11 protein-coding genes are annotated in these 16,474 nt (G+C 47.7%); 6 read left to right on the top strand and 5 right to left on the bottom strand.

Annotated elements, in window-relative coordinates; genetic code table 11:
• Positions 1-196 precede the first annotated feature (196 nt).
• Positions 197-652 carry a DUF3276 family protein gene (locus VIM87_RS02100; RefSeq protein ID WP_331995367.1) on the top strand — a complete coding sequence of 152 codons (456 nt, stop codon included), beginning with the start codon at positions 197-199 and terminating at the stop codon, positions 650-652.
• 424 nt (positions 653-1,076) lie between these two features.
• Here the strand turns inward: VIM87_RS02100 and pgi are convergent, their stop codons facing one another.
• Together pgi and VIM87_RS02090 are read right to left on the bottom strand one after the other, a co-directional pair.
• The gene (gene pgi, locus VIM87_RS02095; RefSeq protein WP_331995366.1) at positions 1,077-2,726 is read right to left on the bottom strand and encodes a glucose-6-phosphate isomerase; all 1,650 of its coding nucleotides are present in this window, start codon (positions 2,724-2,726) and stop codon (positions 1,077-1,079) included.
• 119 nt (positions 2,727-2,845) lie between these two features.
• Entirely contained in the window at positions 2,846-3,658 is an 813-nt protein-coding gene (locus VIM87_RS02090; RefSeq protein ID WP_331995365.1) for a hypothetical protein, read from the bottom strand.
• Between the two features lie 121 nt (positions 3,659-3,779).
• Between VIM87_RS02090 and prfB the strand changes: the two genes are divergently transcribed.
• Both prfB and pruA read left to right on the top strand, forming a co-directional pair.
• Positions 3,780-4,869 (top strand): peptide chain release factor 2 gene (prfB, locus tag VIM87_RS02085; RefSeq protein WP_331995364.1). Its coding sequence is split into 2 segments (ribosomal slippage): positions 3,780-3,839 and positions 3,841-4,869, totalling 1,089 coding nucleotides; the frame shifts between segments, so codons are not numbered across the junction.
• A gap of 217 nt (positions 4,870-5,086) precedes the next feature.
• A complete protein-coding gene (gene pruA / locus VIM87_RS02080; RefSeq protein ID WP_331995363.1) occupies positions 5,087-6,730 on the top strand; it encodes an L-glutamate gamma-semialdehyde dehydrogenase in 1,644 nt (547 codons plus the stop codon).
• On the opposite strand, the gene VIM87_RS02075 is transcribed toward pruA, so the two are convergent.
• Positions 6,669-7,544, bottom strand: coding sequence for a phosphatase PAP2 family protein (locus VIM87_RS02075; protein WP_331995362.1), 876 nt, complete (start codon positions 7,542-7,544; stop codon positions 6,669-6,671). The genes pruA and VIM87_RS02075 overlap by 62 nt on opposite strands.
• Before the next feature lie 119 nt (positions 7,545-7,663).
• On the opposite strand from VIM87_RS02075, the gene VIM87_RS02070 reads away from it, so the two are divergent.
• A complete protein-coding gene (locus tag VIM87_RS02070; RefSeq protein WP_331995361.1) occupies positions 7,664-8,344 on the top strand; it encodes an NAD-dependent deacylase in 681 nt (226 codons plus the stop codon).
• Positions 8,345-8,376: 32 nt separating this feature from the next.
• Here the strand turns inward: VIM87_RS02070 and VIM87_RS02065 are convergent, their stop codons facing one another.
• Together VIM87_RS02065 and VIM87_RS02060 are read right to left on the bottom strand one after the other, a co-directional pair.
• Positions 8,377-10,311 (bottom strand): hypothetical protein, encoded by a 1,935-nt coding sequence (locus VIM87_RS02065; protein ID WP_331995360.1) that lies wholly within the window; start codon positions 10,309-10,311, stop codon positions 8,377-8,379.
• A 120-nt stretch (positions 10,312-10,431) separates the two neighbouring features.
• Complete coding sequence (locus tag VIM87_RS02060) at positions 10,432-11,757, bottom strand: saccharopine dehydrogenase C-terminal domain-containing protein (RefSeq protein WP_331995359.1); 1,326 nt, start codon at positions 11,755-11,757, stop codon at positions 10,432-10,434.
• A gap of 607 nt (positions 11,758-12,364) precedes the next feature.
• On the opposite strand from VIM87_RS02060, the gene gyrA reads away from it, so the two are divergent.
• Together gyrA and VIM87_RS02050 are read left to right on the top strand one after the other, a co-directional pair.
• On the top strand, positions 12,365-14,941 hold the full coding sequence (gene gyrA, locus VIM87_RS02055; protein ID WP_331995358.1) for a DNA gyrase subunit A: 2,577 nt from the start codon (positions 12,365-12,367) through the stop codon (positions 14,939-14,941).
• Between the two features lie 177 nt (positions 14,942-15,118).
• Positions 15,119-16,384: a hypothetical protein gene (locus VIM87_RS02050; RefSeq protein WP_331995357.1), complete on the top strand. Its 1,266-nt coding sequence runs from the start codon at positions 15,119-15,121 to the stop codon at positions 16,382-16,384.
• The last annotated feature ends 90 nt before the right edge of the window (positions 16,385-16,474 follow it).

Here is a 16,474-nt window from a genome sequence, read left to right as displayed (position 1 = left end):
GTCAGGCGAGGAGGAATCCGTAACTGAATAGAAATCATTTTTTTACATATACCCGGGGTCGCTCATTACGAAGACTTTATCCACAGTAATCAAAATCAGTTAAAATTATTTTGATATTTGTAAAACAATAGTATATTTGTTGCTTATTGAATATTGATAAATTGGATTGATTCGTTAACACTTAAATCTATCAACTGTGGCGTACGAAAACAACAATCAACAGGAAAGAAACAACGATAGCATCTTTTCTAAACGATTGAAAGCGGGTAAAAGAAGAACTTACTTCTTTGATGTAAAGACCACTCGGGGAAACGACTACTTTCTGACAATTACAGAAAGCAAAAAACGTTTCAATGACAACGGTTACGACAGGCACAAAGTATTCCTGTACAAAGAAGACTTCAACAAATTCCTGAATGCATTAACCGAAACCATCAATTATGTAAAAACCGAATTGATGCCTGATTTCGATTTTGATGCTTACAACCACGACTACGTGAGAGAAGATGGTGAAGACGACGGTAACGATGTAGTTGCAGAAGCCACTGCTGCTGCCGCTGCGCCCACCGCTTCATCTGTTGAAGTAGCTGAGCCGGCCATTGTGCCCGCCGCTGCTGCCGCCTCTCACAGCGATGATGTAGACAAATGGTAAGATTTTTACTCTTATTCAAGAATATGACCTCCGGACTTTTCCGGAGGTTTTTTTTTGTGAAATATGAATCAGGTTCAATTACGAATAATTCAATTACGACACTGCAAAACGGTGCATGAATGCTATTGAAAGTATTTATGATATGAATAATTACGAAATGGGTTTGAGTTAGGAAAGCAGAACGCAGAACGCAAAATAGACTATCAGTTATATCATATATTTTCTAAAAGAGAATTTTATCGTAATCTGATGGTGTGCGGCCAAAGAAAAACCCCAGGTTTTCCGTTACCGTAGTAACATCAAACCCGGGGTTTATAATCTTATCTTTTCAATATAATATTATTCTACGGCAGGCCGTGAGCTGTATTCCACGCTTCACAAGTCCCGCGCTCAATACAATGGACCATGGACCATCGACCATGGACTACTTCATCTTCTTCCACGCATTGATCAGCCCATTGGTGCTGGAATCATGGCCGGTAACAACCTCGTTGCTTTCCAGCTCCGGTAATATTTTATTAGCTAATTGCTTACCCAGCTCAACACCCCACTGATCAAAAGTGTAAATGTTCCAGATAACACCCTGTACAAAGATCTTATGTTCGTATAGGGCTATGAGTGAGCCCAGGGAACGCGGTGTAATTTCTTTCACCAGGAACGAGTTGGATGGCCGGTTGCCTGTAAATACTTTATACGGCAGCAGCTTAGCCAGTGCATCGCCCGTCATGCCGGACTTTTCCAGCTCGGCTTTTACTTCATCGGCTGTTTTGCCATTCATCAGCGCCTCCGTTTGTGCGAAGAAGTTAGACAGCAGCTTTACATGATGATCGCCCAGCGGGTTATGGCTGATGGCCGGCGCAATAAAGTCGCAGGGGATGAGCTTAGTGCCCTGGTGAATGAGCTGGTAAAATGCGTGCTGTCCGTTGGTGCCCGGCTCGCCCCAAACAATGGGGCCGGTCTGGTAAGGAACAGGCTGCCCGTTACGGTCCACATACTTACCGTTGCTTTCCATATTCCCCTGCTGGAAATAAGCTGCAAAGCGGTGCATGTACTGGTCGTACGGTAATATTGCTTCGGAATCCGCATCAAAGAAATTGCCATACCATAAACCTACCAAGGCCATTATAGCGGGTATGTTCTTTTCAAACGGGGTAGTGGTAAAATGTTCATCCACAGCATGGGCGCCTTCCAGCAGGGCTTTGAAGTTGCCAAAGCCAATGGTTAAGGCTATGCTTAGGCCAATGGCGGACCATAAGGAATAACGGCCGCCTACCCAGTCCCAGAACTCGAACATATTCACCGGGTCTATACCAAAAGCCTTTACTGCTTTCTCGTTGGTGGAAAGCGCTGCAAAGTGCAGGGCAATATGTTTTTCATCCTTTGCGTGCTGCAGGAACCATTCGCGGGCCGTGTTGGCATTGGTCATGGTTTCCTGTGTGGTAAAGGTTTTGGAAGCTACCAGGAAAAGTGTTTCTTCCGGGGTTACTTTCTTCAGGGTTTCGGCAATATGGGTACCGTCTACATTCGATACAAAGTAGGGCTGAATGCCTTTTACCCAATATGGTTTCAGCGCTTCGGTAACCATTACCGGGCCCAGGTCGGAGCCGCCAATGCCAATATTCACAATATAACGTATAGGCTTACCAGTGTAACCCTTTTGTGCGCCGGAATGGATCTGCTGGCAGTAGTGCTCCATTTTCTGCAGCACTTTATTCACATCATCCATTACATTCTGCCCATCCAGCATCACGGGTTTATTGGAGGTGTTGCGCAGCGCGGTATGCAGCACTGCACGGCCTTCGGTAGCATTGATCTTTTCTGCGCCAAACATTGCTTTAATAGCTGCCTCTACCTGGCATTCTTTTGCCAGCTCCAGCAGCTTGGTGCGCGTTTCCTCTGTTACCAGGTTCTTGGAATAATCAAACAGTATATCTTCAAACCGCAGGGAGAATTTTTCAAAACGCTGTGCGTCTTCAGCAAAGAGCTGGCGCATATGTACCTGCTTCATGCTGGCGGCGTGCTGCTGCAGCTGTTGCCAGGCTTTCGTCGTAGTCGGATTCGTCGATGGAAACATAGTGAAGTGATTTGAGCCTAAAAGTAATAGTTATTTTAGATTTACGATTTTAGATTTACGATTTGATTGGAGCGACGGTCAGCAGCCCATCCTACGTCATTAAATCTAAAATCCTAAATCTAAGATCGTAAATCGGTTTTCCGTTTGTAGAAGTACCAGCCAATAGTGCCGGCTATCAGCACAATGGCAATATAACAGGCGGTGGTAAGGGCCGGTACGGGCAGCCCTTCTGCAGTTTTTCGTTTAATAATAATACCGGTTAGCGCCCAGATAGTTACCAGGCCATATATTATATTATGGTGTTGTAAAACCATGTAAGCGCCAAAACCTGCCAGCAGGCCTACCATCAATACTGTCCAGGTAACCATACCAATCAGCTGCCCGTTCCAGCCCCAGTACACCATCAGCGTTTCAATATTTGTCAGGGTGGAAAAGCTGATCCAGCCCAGGTACAGGCTAAAGGGAAATTGCAGCAGCAGCTTTTCACGTTTGGAAACGTGCATATGACCAATGGAAAAATTGTAGTGAATGGCAATAAGGGATACCAGCAACAGCAGCTTCAGTAAAAGGGAAAACGGCAGCAGCTCATAATGCCAGGCAAAGAACCAGCCGGCATTAGCCATACAGCTGATCAGCCACCAGTGGCGCATATGCGTCATCAGCCTGGTTAGCTCCTGTGGATGATCTCCCCAGAAAGCCAGCCACAGCTGGTATACAATAAATGCAAACAGCGCCAGGTAAATAGCGCCCCAAATATCCAGCGTTATCGTTGCCGGCAGCAACAGATGCATGTATTTTTCTGCAATCTCGCCCGTTCGCATGCCATTGATCGGCATCTGTACTGCCAGGAAATTAACGCCTATGACCAGTATAAACCCAATAGCATGAAAGATCGATTGGTTCTTATAATGCAGGGTTTCATCGGCTGCCATAGCATAGTTAGGTTTTCGAACATCAGAAGGAAACAGTGTTAAAAAATATACAAATATTATGCTAAAGCTAATATACAACACGCTTCCCACATTCACACTTTTTGCTTACATTTGCGACCTTATGACAGCAGAGCAACTTAAAGCTATGAGGGACCGTCTCCACGTCCTGGGAGGTTTTCTTTAACGTCCCGGACCGCATAGCCAAAATAGAAAATGATAAACAGCTTACCCTGGCGCCCGGCTTTTGGGACGACAATGCCCGGGCAACTTCCATTCTCAAAGAAATTAAGGTCAATAAATTCTGGGTAGACCTCTATGACAAGGTGCAAACCGCTATAGAGGACAGCAGTGTATTGAATGATTTCCAGAAAGAAGGGGAGGCCAAAGAAGAAGAAGTACAGGAAGCCTATCAGAAGGCCCTTGCTGACCTGGATGAGCTGGAATTTAAATCCACCCTGAACCAGCCGGAAGATGAGATGCCGGCAGTATTAACCATCAACTCCGGCGCCGGTGGAACCGAAAGCCAGGATTGGGCGGAAATGCTGTTGCGTATGTACCGTATGTACGGCGAAAAGCAGGGCTGGAAAGTATCTGAAATTGATGTGCAGTACGGCGATGGCGCCGGCATTAAATCTGCTACCCTGGAGTTTGACGGGGACTTTGCTTACGGACAGCTGAAAGCAGAAAGCGGCGTGCACCGGCTGGTGCGCATCTCGCCCTTTGATGCCAATGCCCGCAGGCATACCTCCTTTGCATCTGTTTTCGTATATCCGTTGGTGGATGATACGATAGAGATAGCTGTAAACCCCGCTGACCTGGAATGGGAATTTTACCGTTCAGGAGGTAAGGGTGGTCAGAACGTGAACAAGGTAGAAACAGCGGTACGTTTAAAGCACATACCCTCCGGCATTATTATAGAATGCCAGCAGGCGCGTACACAAGGGGAGAACCGCGAAAAGGCCCTCACCATGTTAAGGTCACGCCTGTACGAAGAGGAGATCCGCAAGCGTGAAGAGCTGAAGAACGCCGCCAACGCCAACAAACGTAAAATAGAATGGGGATCGCAGATCCGCTCCTATGTATTCCATCCGTATAAAATGATCAAGGACCACCGCACCGATTTTGAAGTTGGTAACGTGCAGCCGGTGATGGATGGAGAGCTGGGCGGATTTATTAAAGCGTACCTGATGATGGCGAAGGAGGAAGCTTAATTAATGTGCTAATGTGTTAATATGCTGATGTGCTGGTGGATAGCAGGGAACTGATACTGCCGGAACATAAGTATGATAGCATTATTGGCACATTAGCAATTGATAACTGATGTAGTAATGTGTTGATGGAAAACAGCATGCATTGCATGAACCAGCACATTAGCATATTAGCACATCAGCACATTAACATTATTACAACAAACTAAATCTTTTTAGGATGCATAACGCCTATTTTCAATTTGCAGCACCCCATAATGAACCGGTATATAATTATGCACCCGGTTCTCCCGAAAGGGCCGCATTAAAAAAGCAGCTGGCTGCATTCAAAGCTGCACCTGCAGATATTCCCATGTATATTAACGGCCAGGAAGTACGTACCGGTAAAACGGTAGACGTACGCCCGCCGCATGAAATAAAACATAAGCTGGGCCAGTTCCACCAGGGCGAAGCCAGCCACGTGCAATCCGCTATAGACGCCGCTTTGGCTGCACGTACCCAATGGGCTGATACTCCCTGGGAACAACGCGCTGCCATTTTCCTGCGCGCTGCAGAGCTGATTGCCACGAAGTACCGCTATCATATGAATGGCGCTACCATGCTGGGACAAAGCAAAAACGCCTACCAGGCAGAAATAGACAGCGCCTGTGAGCTCATAGACTTCCTGCGTTTTAATGTACACTACTTAAGCGAAATATATAAACAGCAACCGGTAAGCTCCGCAGGTGTGCATAACAGAACAGAGTACCGCCCGCTGGAAGGTTTTGTGCTGGCCGTAACGCCGTTCAACTTTACCGCTATTGCCGGTAACCTGCCATCTGTAGCTGCTATGTGCGGCAATGTGGTGGTATGGAAACCTGCAGATACGCAGGTATTTGCATCCAGCGTGTTTATGCAGATCTTAATAGAAGCCGGCTTACCTGCCGGTGTTATTAACCTGGTGTATGTGGATGGCCCTGTGTTGGGAGAAGTATGTTTTAACCACCGCGATTTTGCAGGTATACACTTCACCGGATCTACCGGCGTGTTCCAGCAAATGTGGAAGACCATCGGCACCAACATTCATAAATACCGCGCTTACCCGCGCATAGTAGGGGAAACCGGTGGTAAGGATTTTGTGCTGGCCCATAAATCAGCATTGGTGGATGTGGTAGTAACTGCACTGGCACGCGGCGCTTTTGAATACCAGGGACAAAAATGTTCCGCTGCTTCCCGCGCCTACCTGCCTTCCAACATCTCGGAAGAAGTGCAGCAAAAGCTGGCCGCTATGTTAAGCACCATGAAAATGGGTACGGTAGAGGATTTCGGCAACTTCATCAACGCAGTGATCGACGAGCGTTCCTTTGATAAGATCGCAGCTTATATAGATAATGCAAAGAAAGATCCTAAAGTAAAGATCATTGCCGGCGGCAATTACAGCAAGGCAGAAGGTTATTTTATTGAGCCTACTGTGATCGTAACCACTGATCCCAAATACAGAACTATGTGCGAGGAGATCTTTGGTCCTGTGTTAACCATCTACACTTACGATGCTGATAAATTTGAAGAAACATTAACCTTAGTTGATACTACTTCCGATTATGCGCTCACCGGTTCCATTATTGCGCAGGACCGTTATGCAATAGACCTGGCCACCAAAAAGCTGGTGAACAGCGCAGGCAACTTTTACATTAACGATAAACCCACCGGCGCAGTAGTAGGGCAGCAGCCTTTTGGCGGCGCCAGGGCTTCCGGCACCAATGATAAAGCCGGCTCCATGCTAAACCTGTACCGCTGGTTAAGCGCCCGTACTATTAAGGAAACTATGGTACCACCTGTAGACTATAAGTACCCTTTTTTACAGAGTGACGGCGCTGGCTCCTGATAACGGTCCTGGTTACAAACCAGCCCAGTGAAGCGCCTATCCATACATCGCTGCTCCAGTGGCGGTTCTGGTACATGCGTGTAGCGCCGGTTAAAGTAGCCAGGCCATAGGCCGCCCAGGGCACCCAGGGATAATCTTTTCCATAGATCTCAGCAAAAGCGGTAGCCACCGAAGTTACCGTAAGCATATGCCCGGAAGGGAAGGAGGTGAAACGTTTATCGCCATTAAAAGGTGCGCTGTAGCTGAACGGATCGTTGGTGGTGGTAGGCCGCTGCCTGCGGATAAAGATCTTGGCGGTAGTATATAATGCTGTTGAGATCAGCAGGGATTTGGCCGCCATCAGCGATGCATGCTCCAGGTTACGGTTCTTGGCCACCACGCCGGTGAGGTACAGCACACCAATGAGGTAGGGCGAGTAGGCGTTACCGAAGGGTTCTATCTGGTCCGTAACTTTAGTAAGCCCGCTGCTGCGGTTGCGTTGAATGAATTGTTTAACCTCATAATCACCCACCATCAGTAAACCTGCGGTACCCATTACTACACCAAACTTTGCAAAGTCGCGTCCCTGCCAGTGAAAAGGCCTGCTGGCCGTATAGCCCAGGTCCTGGATAATGCTTTTCAGGTAAGTGCCGTTCACGCGGTAGCGGATCACACTGTCCTGGCCAACATTGCTGGCAGTATCCAGCTTCGGGGTGTTGCCAAACGCCGGTAAGCTGTCCTTAGCAACTTTTGTGCTGTCTTTATCTTGTGCCAGCAGGCTGCAGGGGGCCAGCAAAAGCAGGGCACAATAAAGAAAATAATGGGAAGTACGCAAAATGCTATGTTAATTTTGTGCAAATATATACCTGTTACCCATACGTTATACCTGTTAGCTTAAAAGAGCCATCAAAAAACCGGTAAATTAAATAACTTGTAACCCTTAAATAAAAAGATATGAAACCACGACTGGTAGTGCTTTCCGGCGCCGGCATAAGCGCGGAAAGCGGGATTAAGACCTTCCGGGACAGCAATGGCCTGTGGGAAGAATATGATATTTATGAAGTGGCATCCCCGCAGGGCTGGCAAAAGAACCCGGCCCTGGTGCTGGAGTTTTATAACCTGCGCCGTAAAGATGTAAGCAACGCGCAGCCTAATGCGGCCCACCTTGGCCTGGCGCAGCTGCAGGAGAAATATGATGTACGCATAATAACCCAGAATATTGACGACCTGCATGAGCGGGCCGGCTCCAAACAGGTGCTGCACCTGCACGGGCAGATCTTCCAGATGCGCAGCGTGCTGGATGAGGAGCGCATTTATCCCATTACAGAAGATATAAAGCTGGGCGACCTGGCTGCTGACGGCGGACAGCTACGCCCGCACATTGTATGGTTTGGCGAAGCAGTGCCCATGATAGAGGTGGCGCTGAAAGAGGTGCTGCAGGCAGATATTTTTGTGGTGGTGGGTACCTCCCTGAACGTATACCCGGCAGCGGGTTTGCTGGATTATGTAGGGCCCAATGTTCCTAAATATGTGATCGATAAAAGCATACCGGTTGTAAGCAATATCCAGGAGCTGCATTGTATTGAGAAGCCGGCTACAGAAGGGGTAGCGGAACTGATGAGGATCTTAGATTGACGATTTTAGATTTTAGATTTGATTGGGAGCAGTTAGTAATGTGCTTTATTAAAAGGCGTTCTTTCAATAAAGTTGATATCATGTTCGCCCTCCGTTACTGTATGGGTCGCCTTTGCTGTGGCGATGGCTGCGGTGGCGGAAGCGGAATATGATTTGTTGGATGATACCCTTATAATTACATCCGGTGCGGCAACCGCCACATTCGTTCCGGCAACGGCAGCCGTCAGCCTTGCAGTGACCCTGGCCTTCCAGTCGGAAGTGGTAAAAAAGGTGTTCAGGGAAGCGTGGCACTGTTCGCATACTGTGTTGGGATTAGAATACATGTCGAGCACTAAAGCTACTATGCGAACGTTTTTAGCTGCCAGGGTGGCCAGCTGCGCATCAAATACATCCAGGTGTTTGCTCAGGTACACGATCATGGCTTGCTCGCTATGCGAATGTTTGCCATCGTCATATTCACTCACATCACCAATTTGCCCGCTGTTGACCAGCATGGTGGCTATTTCATCGGCATTGCTATGTTTCTCAGCAGCAGCGCCGGTGGTTTTCCCGCTACCGAAGAACAGTTTACCGCCGGGCGCCAGTTTTAATGCCCCTTTTTCCAGGTACACCAGGCTAAAACGGGCATTAATACCATTCCCATGCAAGCCTTCCCGCTCATATAATTTGTTGCTATGTACGTGTTCTCCCCGCAGGGGTAAAAGCTCAGCGCCATCACCGGCCGGCTGATAGTTAATATCCATGGTCTTTATCATGGTCCTGTTACGGGCGGTGCCTTTGATACTAAGTGCCGGCTGGCCCCAGGCTACCGCATATTTCTCATCATCCAGCTGCGCCGGTCTGTAGGTTTTTATGCCGGTGGCTTTGTCTGCCGTATGTTTTGCCACTGCTTCCCTGGCATAATCCTGTAAGGCAATGATGTCTTCTGTTATTGATTTTGGTATTGTTCTGCTTACGGCGCTACCATTGATCATAGTTACGACTACGCCGAATGCGTCAAACTGCTCTTTAAATACCTTTGACGCGGGGCCATAGTCTTGAACAGGTTTTACATAAGTTGCTTTTTGTCCGGGCACTAATTTCTCTTTAATGGCAGCTACATTCATAATGCCGTATTCATAGCCACCGCCAGCTTTTACCCACCATTTTTTACCGGGCCTGTCATAAGAGAGTTTACCGTTAGCTGTTTTATTACTCCATTCAACATCCGGCCCCGCTGCTTTCTTCTTTTTCTCGTCCCCGCTGTCAACGGCTGTTGCTGCCGCAGATTTCCTACCGGCTTTAACCGGCCTTATAGCATCGTCGTCTTCATCGGAAGATCCGTCTTTAGCCGCAGCTTTTTTGCTGGCTTTAACAGGCCTTTCTGCATCTTCGTCTTCATCAGAAGATCCGGCTTTCTCTTTTGCTTTTATTGTTGTTTTTTTTGGGGGGCTTTTTTTCTTTTTGCTTTTACTCCTGCTTCTTTTTTTGCCTCTTTTTGCAGTCCGTTCTGCTGCTGCATCCTCTTCATCGGATACTGCTGCTTTGCCGTCGTCATCGTCTGCTTCTTCTACGGCTGCCGGCTGGGCCAAAAAGGCGGCCATACGATGATCCCATTCACTGGCAGCAGGGGCCGCCATCTGGACAATAATCTCCTGTATCCTCTCTGGTGTATATTTTGCTTTGTCGCGCAGGGCGTTAAAGAACATAATATCATCCTCTTCGGCGCTGCCGGGCACCACTCTTCGCGGTCTTTTAGGATCAAAAGTGACATAAACAGCAGTACGCTGTACAATACCGGCGCTTGCGGCACTCCGGTTGGCGGCTGTCTGTAATTGGGCCTGTGCCTGTACACGCCGGCTGTTATCAGCCATTTGCTGGTAAGCCTGTAGCTGTTTCACATTAGGAGGCTGTTCAAGCGCCCCGGTAGCAGTTGTATGGGCTACGGCCTGTGTAGTGGAGGGTGTTTTATTAATACCGGTCTTCATTTGAGGGCATAGGGATCTTGAGCCTAAAGTACTGAAATTATATAAAATAAAAAGTCCCGCCTTTCGGCAGGACTTCATTATCAAACGGAGAGTTCATCATAGGAAAAAAAGACTTTCTATCTATTCAAAACTCTCTTCAAAACGGATATCGAATTCTTCGAGTTCTTTTAGTACCGGGTTGTAAACTTCGGGCATCGTGGGGATCTGGAGGCCCGTAACGGTGATCTTTTCCTGCAGCATCAGCTTAGCCATAATACCCAGGGGTAATCCTACCGTTTTTGCCATGGCCGTTCGTAAGCTATCTTCGCCCTGCACAATCATATAGCTGTGCATCCGCGTGGCCATGTTGCGCCGTTCAAATTCTATTTCATGCATCATCACTATCATATCTTTATCACTGGGCTGCATGATGAGGCGCGCTTCCATAATGTGCTGCAAGATAGCTGCATTCGTTTGTTCTCCCAAATTTATTACGTCGCCATTCAGTAATCCCAGGTATTTCAGCTGCCGTATGATCTTGGATTTACTGCTTACATTCAGGTACTGCGCCATGTTCTCCTCATTGCTTAGCTGCTTGTCTACTTTCACATGCTGGGTGGCCCATTTGAAATAAGTGAGATGATCTGTTTGCAGCTTGCGGGTATCGTCTGTAAGGCCCAGCTTTATCACGGCGCTCCAGCCTTCGCAAAAATCGGGATAGCGCAGCGTGGCCCGCATAAAAGTAGGAATGTTCTCCAGGTGGTAGGAGGACATGTAGGCCAGCGAATCCCTGTTAGGATAATATGCCAGCTTACCCAGGCCGGGGATCTGTATGGTTTTGGACTGATCAAAAAGCTGTTCGTGGCTTAGCTCCTTCACTTTGCCTTTATCGCGGTAGGTAGCCCCGGCCTGGCCCGCCAGCACTATGTTACGGGCGTTCCAGGATATTTTGTACTGCCAGGCGTTATCATTGCTTTCCGGGGAAATGAGCCCGCCGCAGTAAGAGCGGAAGGAATAAATAAGCCCGCCTTTCTTTTCAATGGAATGGATCACCTTCATGGCCGACATATGATCAATGCCGGGATCTAAGCCCATCTCGTACATGAACAGCAGGCCGGCCTGCTCAATTTCTTTTTCCAGCTTGCGTACTTCCGGATCAATATAGGATGCGGTGAGCAGATGCTTTTTAAACTGAAGACAATCGCGGGCTACCAGTATGTGCAGGGCAGGGGGCAGCAGGGAAATTACCAGGTCGGCTTCCGCGATCAGCGGCTGGCGTGCATCCTGGTCTTTTACATCAATAGCTGCGGGCGTAACGTAATAGGATTTCCCGGTTTTGGCTTTTATTAACATTAAGTCATGGTCCACTACCGTTACATGCCATTTCTGCCTGGGTGCGTTATTTACCAAATAATCGATCAGGCAGGTGGCAGATTTTCCGGCGCCAAACAACAGAATGTTTCTCATAGTTCTTCTTTAAGCTTTATCATGGTTACAGAATCAGGGGAAATAACAGCAGTGATCTTACATATGTTCGGAATTTTTAGAAGATCCGATTTCAAAGGTGTCGAATTTATTTTTTCCGCGCTGTTTAATATCTGATTATCATATCATTAAAAACAAATAGTTTGCCAATATTTTTTTTATTCTATATAGGAATATTTGAATATATTATCAGCTTACTGCATTGGAGATGCGTGGGGGAGTCCATGGTCGATGGTCGATAGTCCATGGCATATATCAGGAAAAAATATTGTTCAGGCTATGGCAGAATGGCGGTTATGTGAAAGATTTTTTTAATAAAATGCCGTGAAAAATACGCCATTGGAACCCTGCATTTTCGTGCAAATTTGTTGTTTTGATACAGGCAATGGACTATCGACCATCGACCATGGACCATTTATGCACAACCTTTCCCACAGCGGCTGAATACCGGCCTAAAAAGCGTATATTTGCACCGCTGCTTTCCGAAGCAGAAAAAACTGTAAACCAATAATTAACGATGTACAACTTATGATTTTACATAGCGCCATTTTGCCATGTAAGGTCAAACAGTTAAAATCAACATTCTGATATGGCAGAAAATACCGAAAACCAGGAAAATCAGGAAAGCAGGATTATCCAGATCAACATCGAGGAGCAAATGAAAACGGCTTACATAGATTACTCTATGTCTGTGATCGTAGGCCGCGCCTTACCGGATGTAAGAGATGGTATGAAGCCGGTGCACCGCCGCGTTTTATTCGGCATGAATGAGCTGGGCAATAACTCCAACAAACCTTACAAGAAATCAGCCCGTGTGGTGGGGGAAGTAATGGGTAAATTTCACCCGCACGGTGATAAGGCCATTTACGACACCATTGCCCGCCTGGTACAGCCCTGGACCATGCGCTACCCGCTGGTTGACGGTCAGGGTAACTTTGGATCGGTGGATGGGGATGATCCGGCAGCCATGCGTTATACGGAGGTGCGTATGCAAAAGATCGCAGAGGCCATGCTGGAAGATATTGAAAAGGAAACGGTAGACTTTACCCTGAACTTTGACGATACCCTGGAAGAGCCTACGGTATTGCCTACACGTATTCCCAACCTGCTGGTGAACGGCGCCTCCGGCATTGCCGTAGGTATGGCCACCAACATTATGCCCCACAACCTCAGCGAAGTGATAGATGGGTTGGTTGCGTATATTGATAACCGTGAGATCTCTATCGAAGACCTCATTAAACATGTTAAGGCGCCTGATTTCCCTACCGGTGGTATCATTTACGGGTACGAAGGCGTGAAGCAGGGTTTTGAAACAGGCCGTGGCAGGGTGGTAGTGCGTGGTAAGATCAACGTGGAAACCACGAAAGCCGGCCGTGAAAGGCTGGTGATCTATGAGCTGCCCTACCAGATCAACAAAGCTGTATTACACCAGAAAATAGCCCAGCTGGCAGACGATAAGATCATTGAAGGCATTTCCGAAGTGCGCGATGAAAGCGACCGGGAAGGCATGCGCCTGGTAATAGACCTGAAGCGCGAAGCCATTGCCAACGTGGTAGTGAACCAGCTGTATAAATACTCTGAGCTGCAAACCTCTTACGGTATCAATAACGTGGCGCTGGTAAAAGGCCGTCCGCGCATCCTGAACCTGAAAGACCTGCTGGTAGAGTTTGTAGAGTTCCGTCATGAAGTGGTGCTGCGCAGAACGCGTTATGATCTGCGTAAGGCAGAAGAAAAAGCCCACATCCTGGCCGGTTACCTGATAGCGCTGGACCACCTGGATGAGGTGATAGCCCTGATCCGCGCTTCCCGCACACCGGAAGTGGCCAAGGAAGGGTTAATGAGCCAGTTCGGCCTTTCTGAGATCCAGTCAAAAGCCATCCTGGAGCTGCGTTTACAACGCTTAACCGGCATGGAACGCGATAAGATCAAGGAAGAATATGATGAAGTAATGAAACTGATCGCTTACCTGAAAGATGTGCTGGGCGATGAAGCGCTGCGCTTCCGCATTATTAAGGACGAGCTGCTGGATGTGAAGAAGAAATTCGGCGATGAGCGTAAAACAGAGATCCAGTACCTGGCCAGCGAAATGCGCATTGAAGATATTATTGCCGAAGAAGATGTGGTGATCACCATTTCACACCTGGGCTATATCAAGCGTACCTCTGCCTACGATTACCGCCAGCAGAAACGCGGCGGCCGTGGCGCCATAGGCGGTAAAACCCGTGACGAGGATTATATAGAGCACCTGTTCGTAGCCTCTACCCACCATACCATGCTGTTCTTCACGGAAAAGGGCCGCTGCTTCTGGTTAAAGGTGTACGAAATTCCGGAAGGCGAAAAACAAAGCAAGGGCCGCGCCATCCAGAACCTCATTACCCTGCCTACGGACGATAAGATCCGCGCTATTATAGATATCAAGGACCTGGGCGATAAGGACTTTATTAATAGTCATTATATAGTGCTGTGCACCAAGAACGGTATTATTAAAAAGACCCTGCTGGAAGAATTCTCCCGTCCGCGCCAGAACGGTGTGAACGCCATTACCATCAATGAAGGCGATCAGCTGCTGGAAGCTAAGCTTACCAATGGCAACAGCGAAATGATGATGGCCATCCAGAGCGGCCGCGCCATCCGCTTCCCCGAAAATACCGTGCGTGATACCGGCCGTGGCGCCATTGGCGTACGCGGTATTGAAGTGGATAATGAGAACGATGAAGTGGTTGGTATGATTTGTGTTAATAAGGAGGATGAGTCCCGTACGATCCTGGTGGTATCTGAAAAAGGCTTTGGTAAACGTACCAGCATTGAAGAATACCGTATCACGAATCGCGGGGGCAAGGGGGTTAAAACCATTAATATCACGGAAAAAACCGGCAACCTGATCGCAGTGTTGGACGTTACGGAAAAAGACGACCTGATGATCACCTGTAAATCCGGCATTACCATCCGTATGGCAGTAGCCGACATCCGCGAAGCCGGCAGGGCTACCCAGGGGGTACGCCTCATACGTTTGGACGATAGCGATGAAATAGCCGCTGTGGCCAGGCTGGATGAGCAGGAAGTGATCGAAGATATAACGGAAGAAAACGGCGAGATCACTGAAGGCGGGGAAAACACAGGGAGCACGGAAACAACGGATACCGCGGACACACAACCTACCGAATAGTTTTAATTTGAAATAATTGATAATACGATTGTGGACTTAGTGGACAATTTTGCCATTAGGTTCATAATCGTTGTCATTATTTGAAATTAATCACAGATATTTACGATCCTGAAAATGGAAATGTAATCTAAAAACAGACCATACTTATATTGTTATCAGCAACTAAAAATTGAGCTCATGAAAAAACTATTGGTATCTTTTCTTTTTTGCAGTGCCGGACTTGCAGCCGTTGCGCAAAAGGGTAAGGTTAACAGCGCGGAAGACGCACTGAAGAACCAGGACCTGGCAAAGGCTAAAGCGGACATTGACGAAGCCCTGCAAAACGAAAAAACTAAAGATGATGCCAAAACATGGTATGTAAAGGGCAAAGTAATGGAAGCCATGGCCACTAAAGATAAGAGTGTGCCGGAAGCGCTGGAAGCATTTGATGCTTACCAGAAAGCCCTGGACAAAAATGCAAAGATGCCCGAGGCGCTGCTGGAAATTAACCAGCGTATGTTTAACCTGTATGCTACCGTTGGTAACGCAGGTTATGCTAACCTGAACGACCAGAAATGGGATTCAGCCTACCTGCACTTCCATAAGGCATTTGATATTGCAAGGTATTACAATGGTAAGAACCTGAGCGGCACCATTCCTACGGATACTTCAATGACCTTTTACCTGGGTTATGCCGCACAGCAGGCCAGCCAGAAAGATGCAACCTTAAAGGATACAGCGCTGGCTTACCTGCAGAAAGCCGTAGACCTGCAGTTTAAAGGTGAACCCGCCCCGTATGTGATACTGGCGCAGGCTTATGAAGAAAAAGGCGATAACGCCAACTGGTTAAAAACCATTGAAGAAGGTAAGAAAGCTTATCCGAAAGACAAGCGCTTTAACGACATGGAAATGATCTATTACTCCAAAACAGGTAAAACTGCGGAGTTAATGACCATGCTGGAAAAGAAGGTGCAGGAAAATCCCAACGATTTTCAGACCCAGCTGGATTATGCTATCCGCGTGGATAACATGGCCAACCCCCGGGATGAAAAAGGTGAGGACCAGCCTAAACCCGCCAACTACGATGAGCTGATGGGCAAAGCGGAAGCCGGTTACAAGAAAGCCCTGGAGCTGAATGCCGCCGACCCTACCGCTAACTTCCAGTTAGGCGCCCTGTTCTTTAACCGCGCAGTAGGTTTTAATAAAGAGCTGAACGGCTTAAGCAGCAAAGAGCAAAGCTCTCCCAAAGCAAAAGAGCTGCAAGGTAAAGTAGAAGAGCTGATGAACACTGCGCTGCCTTACTTTGAGAAAGCAGATGCCAGCTTTGCCGCCAAAGGCAACCTGGAAGCCGGCGACAAGCAGACCTACGAAAGCTGCCTGTACGCGCTGCAAAAGATCTACGCTATCAAGAACCAGACTGCTAAGGTAGAAGAAGTGAAGAAGAAGCTGGATGGACTGAAATAATTAAGAATTAATAATTAATAATTAATAATCGTGGACGAGGTACTTCCGGTACCGGCCATAAGCACATCATTATAATCATTGAGTTACCTG

The sequence above is a fragment of the Chitinophaga sp. genome (genome assembly GCF_036569125.1).
In the GTDB taxonomy this organism is placed as follows: domain Bacteria; phylum Bacteroidota; class Bacteroidia; order Chitinophagales; family Chitinophagaceae; genus Chitinophaga.
This window is presented reverse-complemented; position numbering and strand designations above follow the sequence as displayed.

Excerpts from the sequence above, each read along its gene's own strand:
- pgi (WP_331995366.1), bottom strand. The coding sequence starts at position 2,726 with ATGTTTCCATCGACGAATCCGACTACGACGAAAGCCTGGCAACAGCTG.
- VIM87_RS02090 (WP_331995365.1), bottom strand. The coding sequence starts at position 3,658 with ATGGCAGCCGATGAAACCCTGCATTATAAGAACCAATCGATCTTTCAT.
- pruA (WP_331995363.1), top strand. The coding sequence starts at position 5,087 with ATGCATAACGCCTATTTTCAATTTGCAGCACCCCATAATGAACCGGTA.
- VIM87_RS02070 (WP_331995361.1), top strand. The coding sequence starts at position 7,664 with ATGAAACCACGACTGGTAGTGCTTTCCGGCGCCGGCATAAGCGCGGAA.
- VIM87_RS02065 (WP_331995360.1), bottom strand. The coding sequence starts at position 10,311 with ATGAAGACCGGTATTAATAAAACACCCTCCACTACACAGGCCGTAGCC.
- VIM87_RS02060 (WP_331995359.1), bottom strand. The coding sequence starts at position 11,757 with ATGAGAAACATTCTGTTGTTTGGCGCCGGAAAATCTGCCACCTGCCTG.
- gyrA (WP_331995358.1), top strand. The coding sequence starts at position 12,365 with ATGGCAGAAAATACCGAAAACCAGGAAAATCAGGAAAGCAGGATTATC.
- VIM87_RS02050 (WP_331995357.1), top strand. The coding sequence starts at position 15,119 with ATGAAAAAACTATTGGTATCTTTTCTTTTTTGCAGTGCCGGACTTGCA.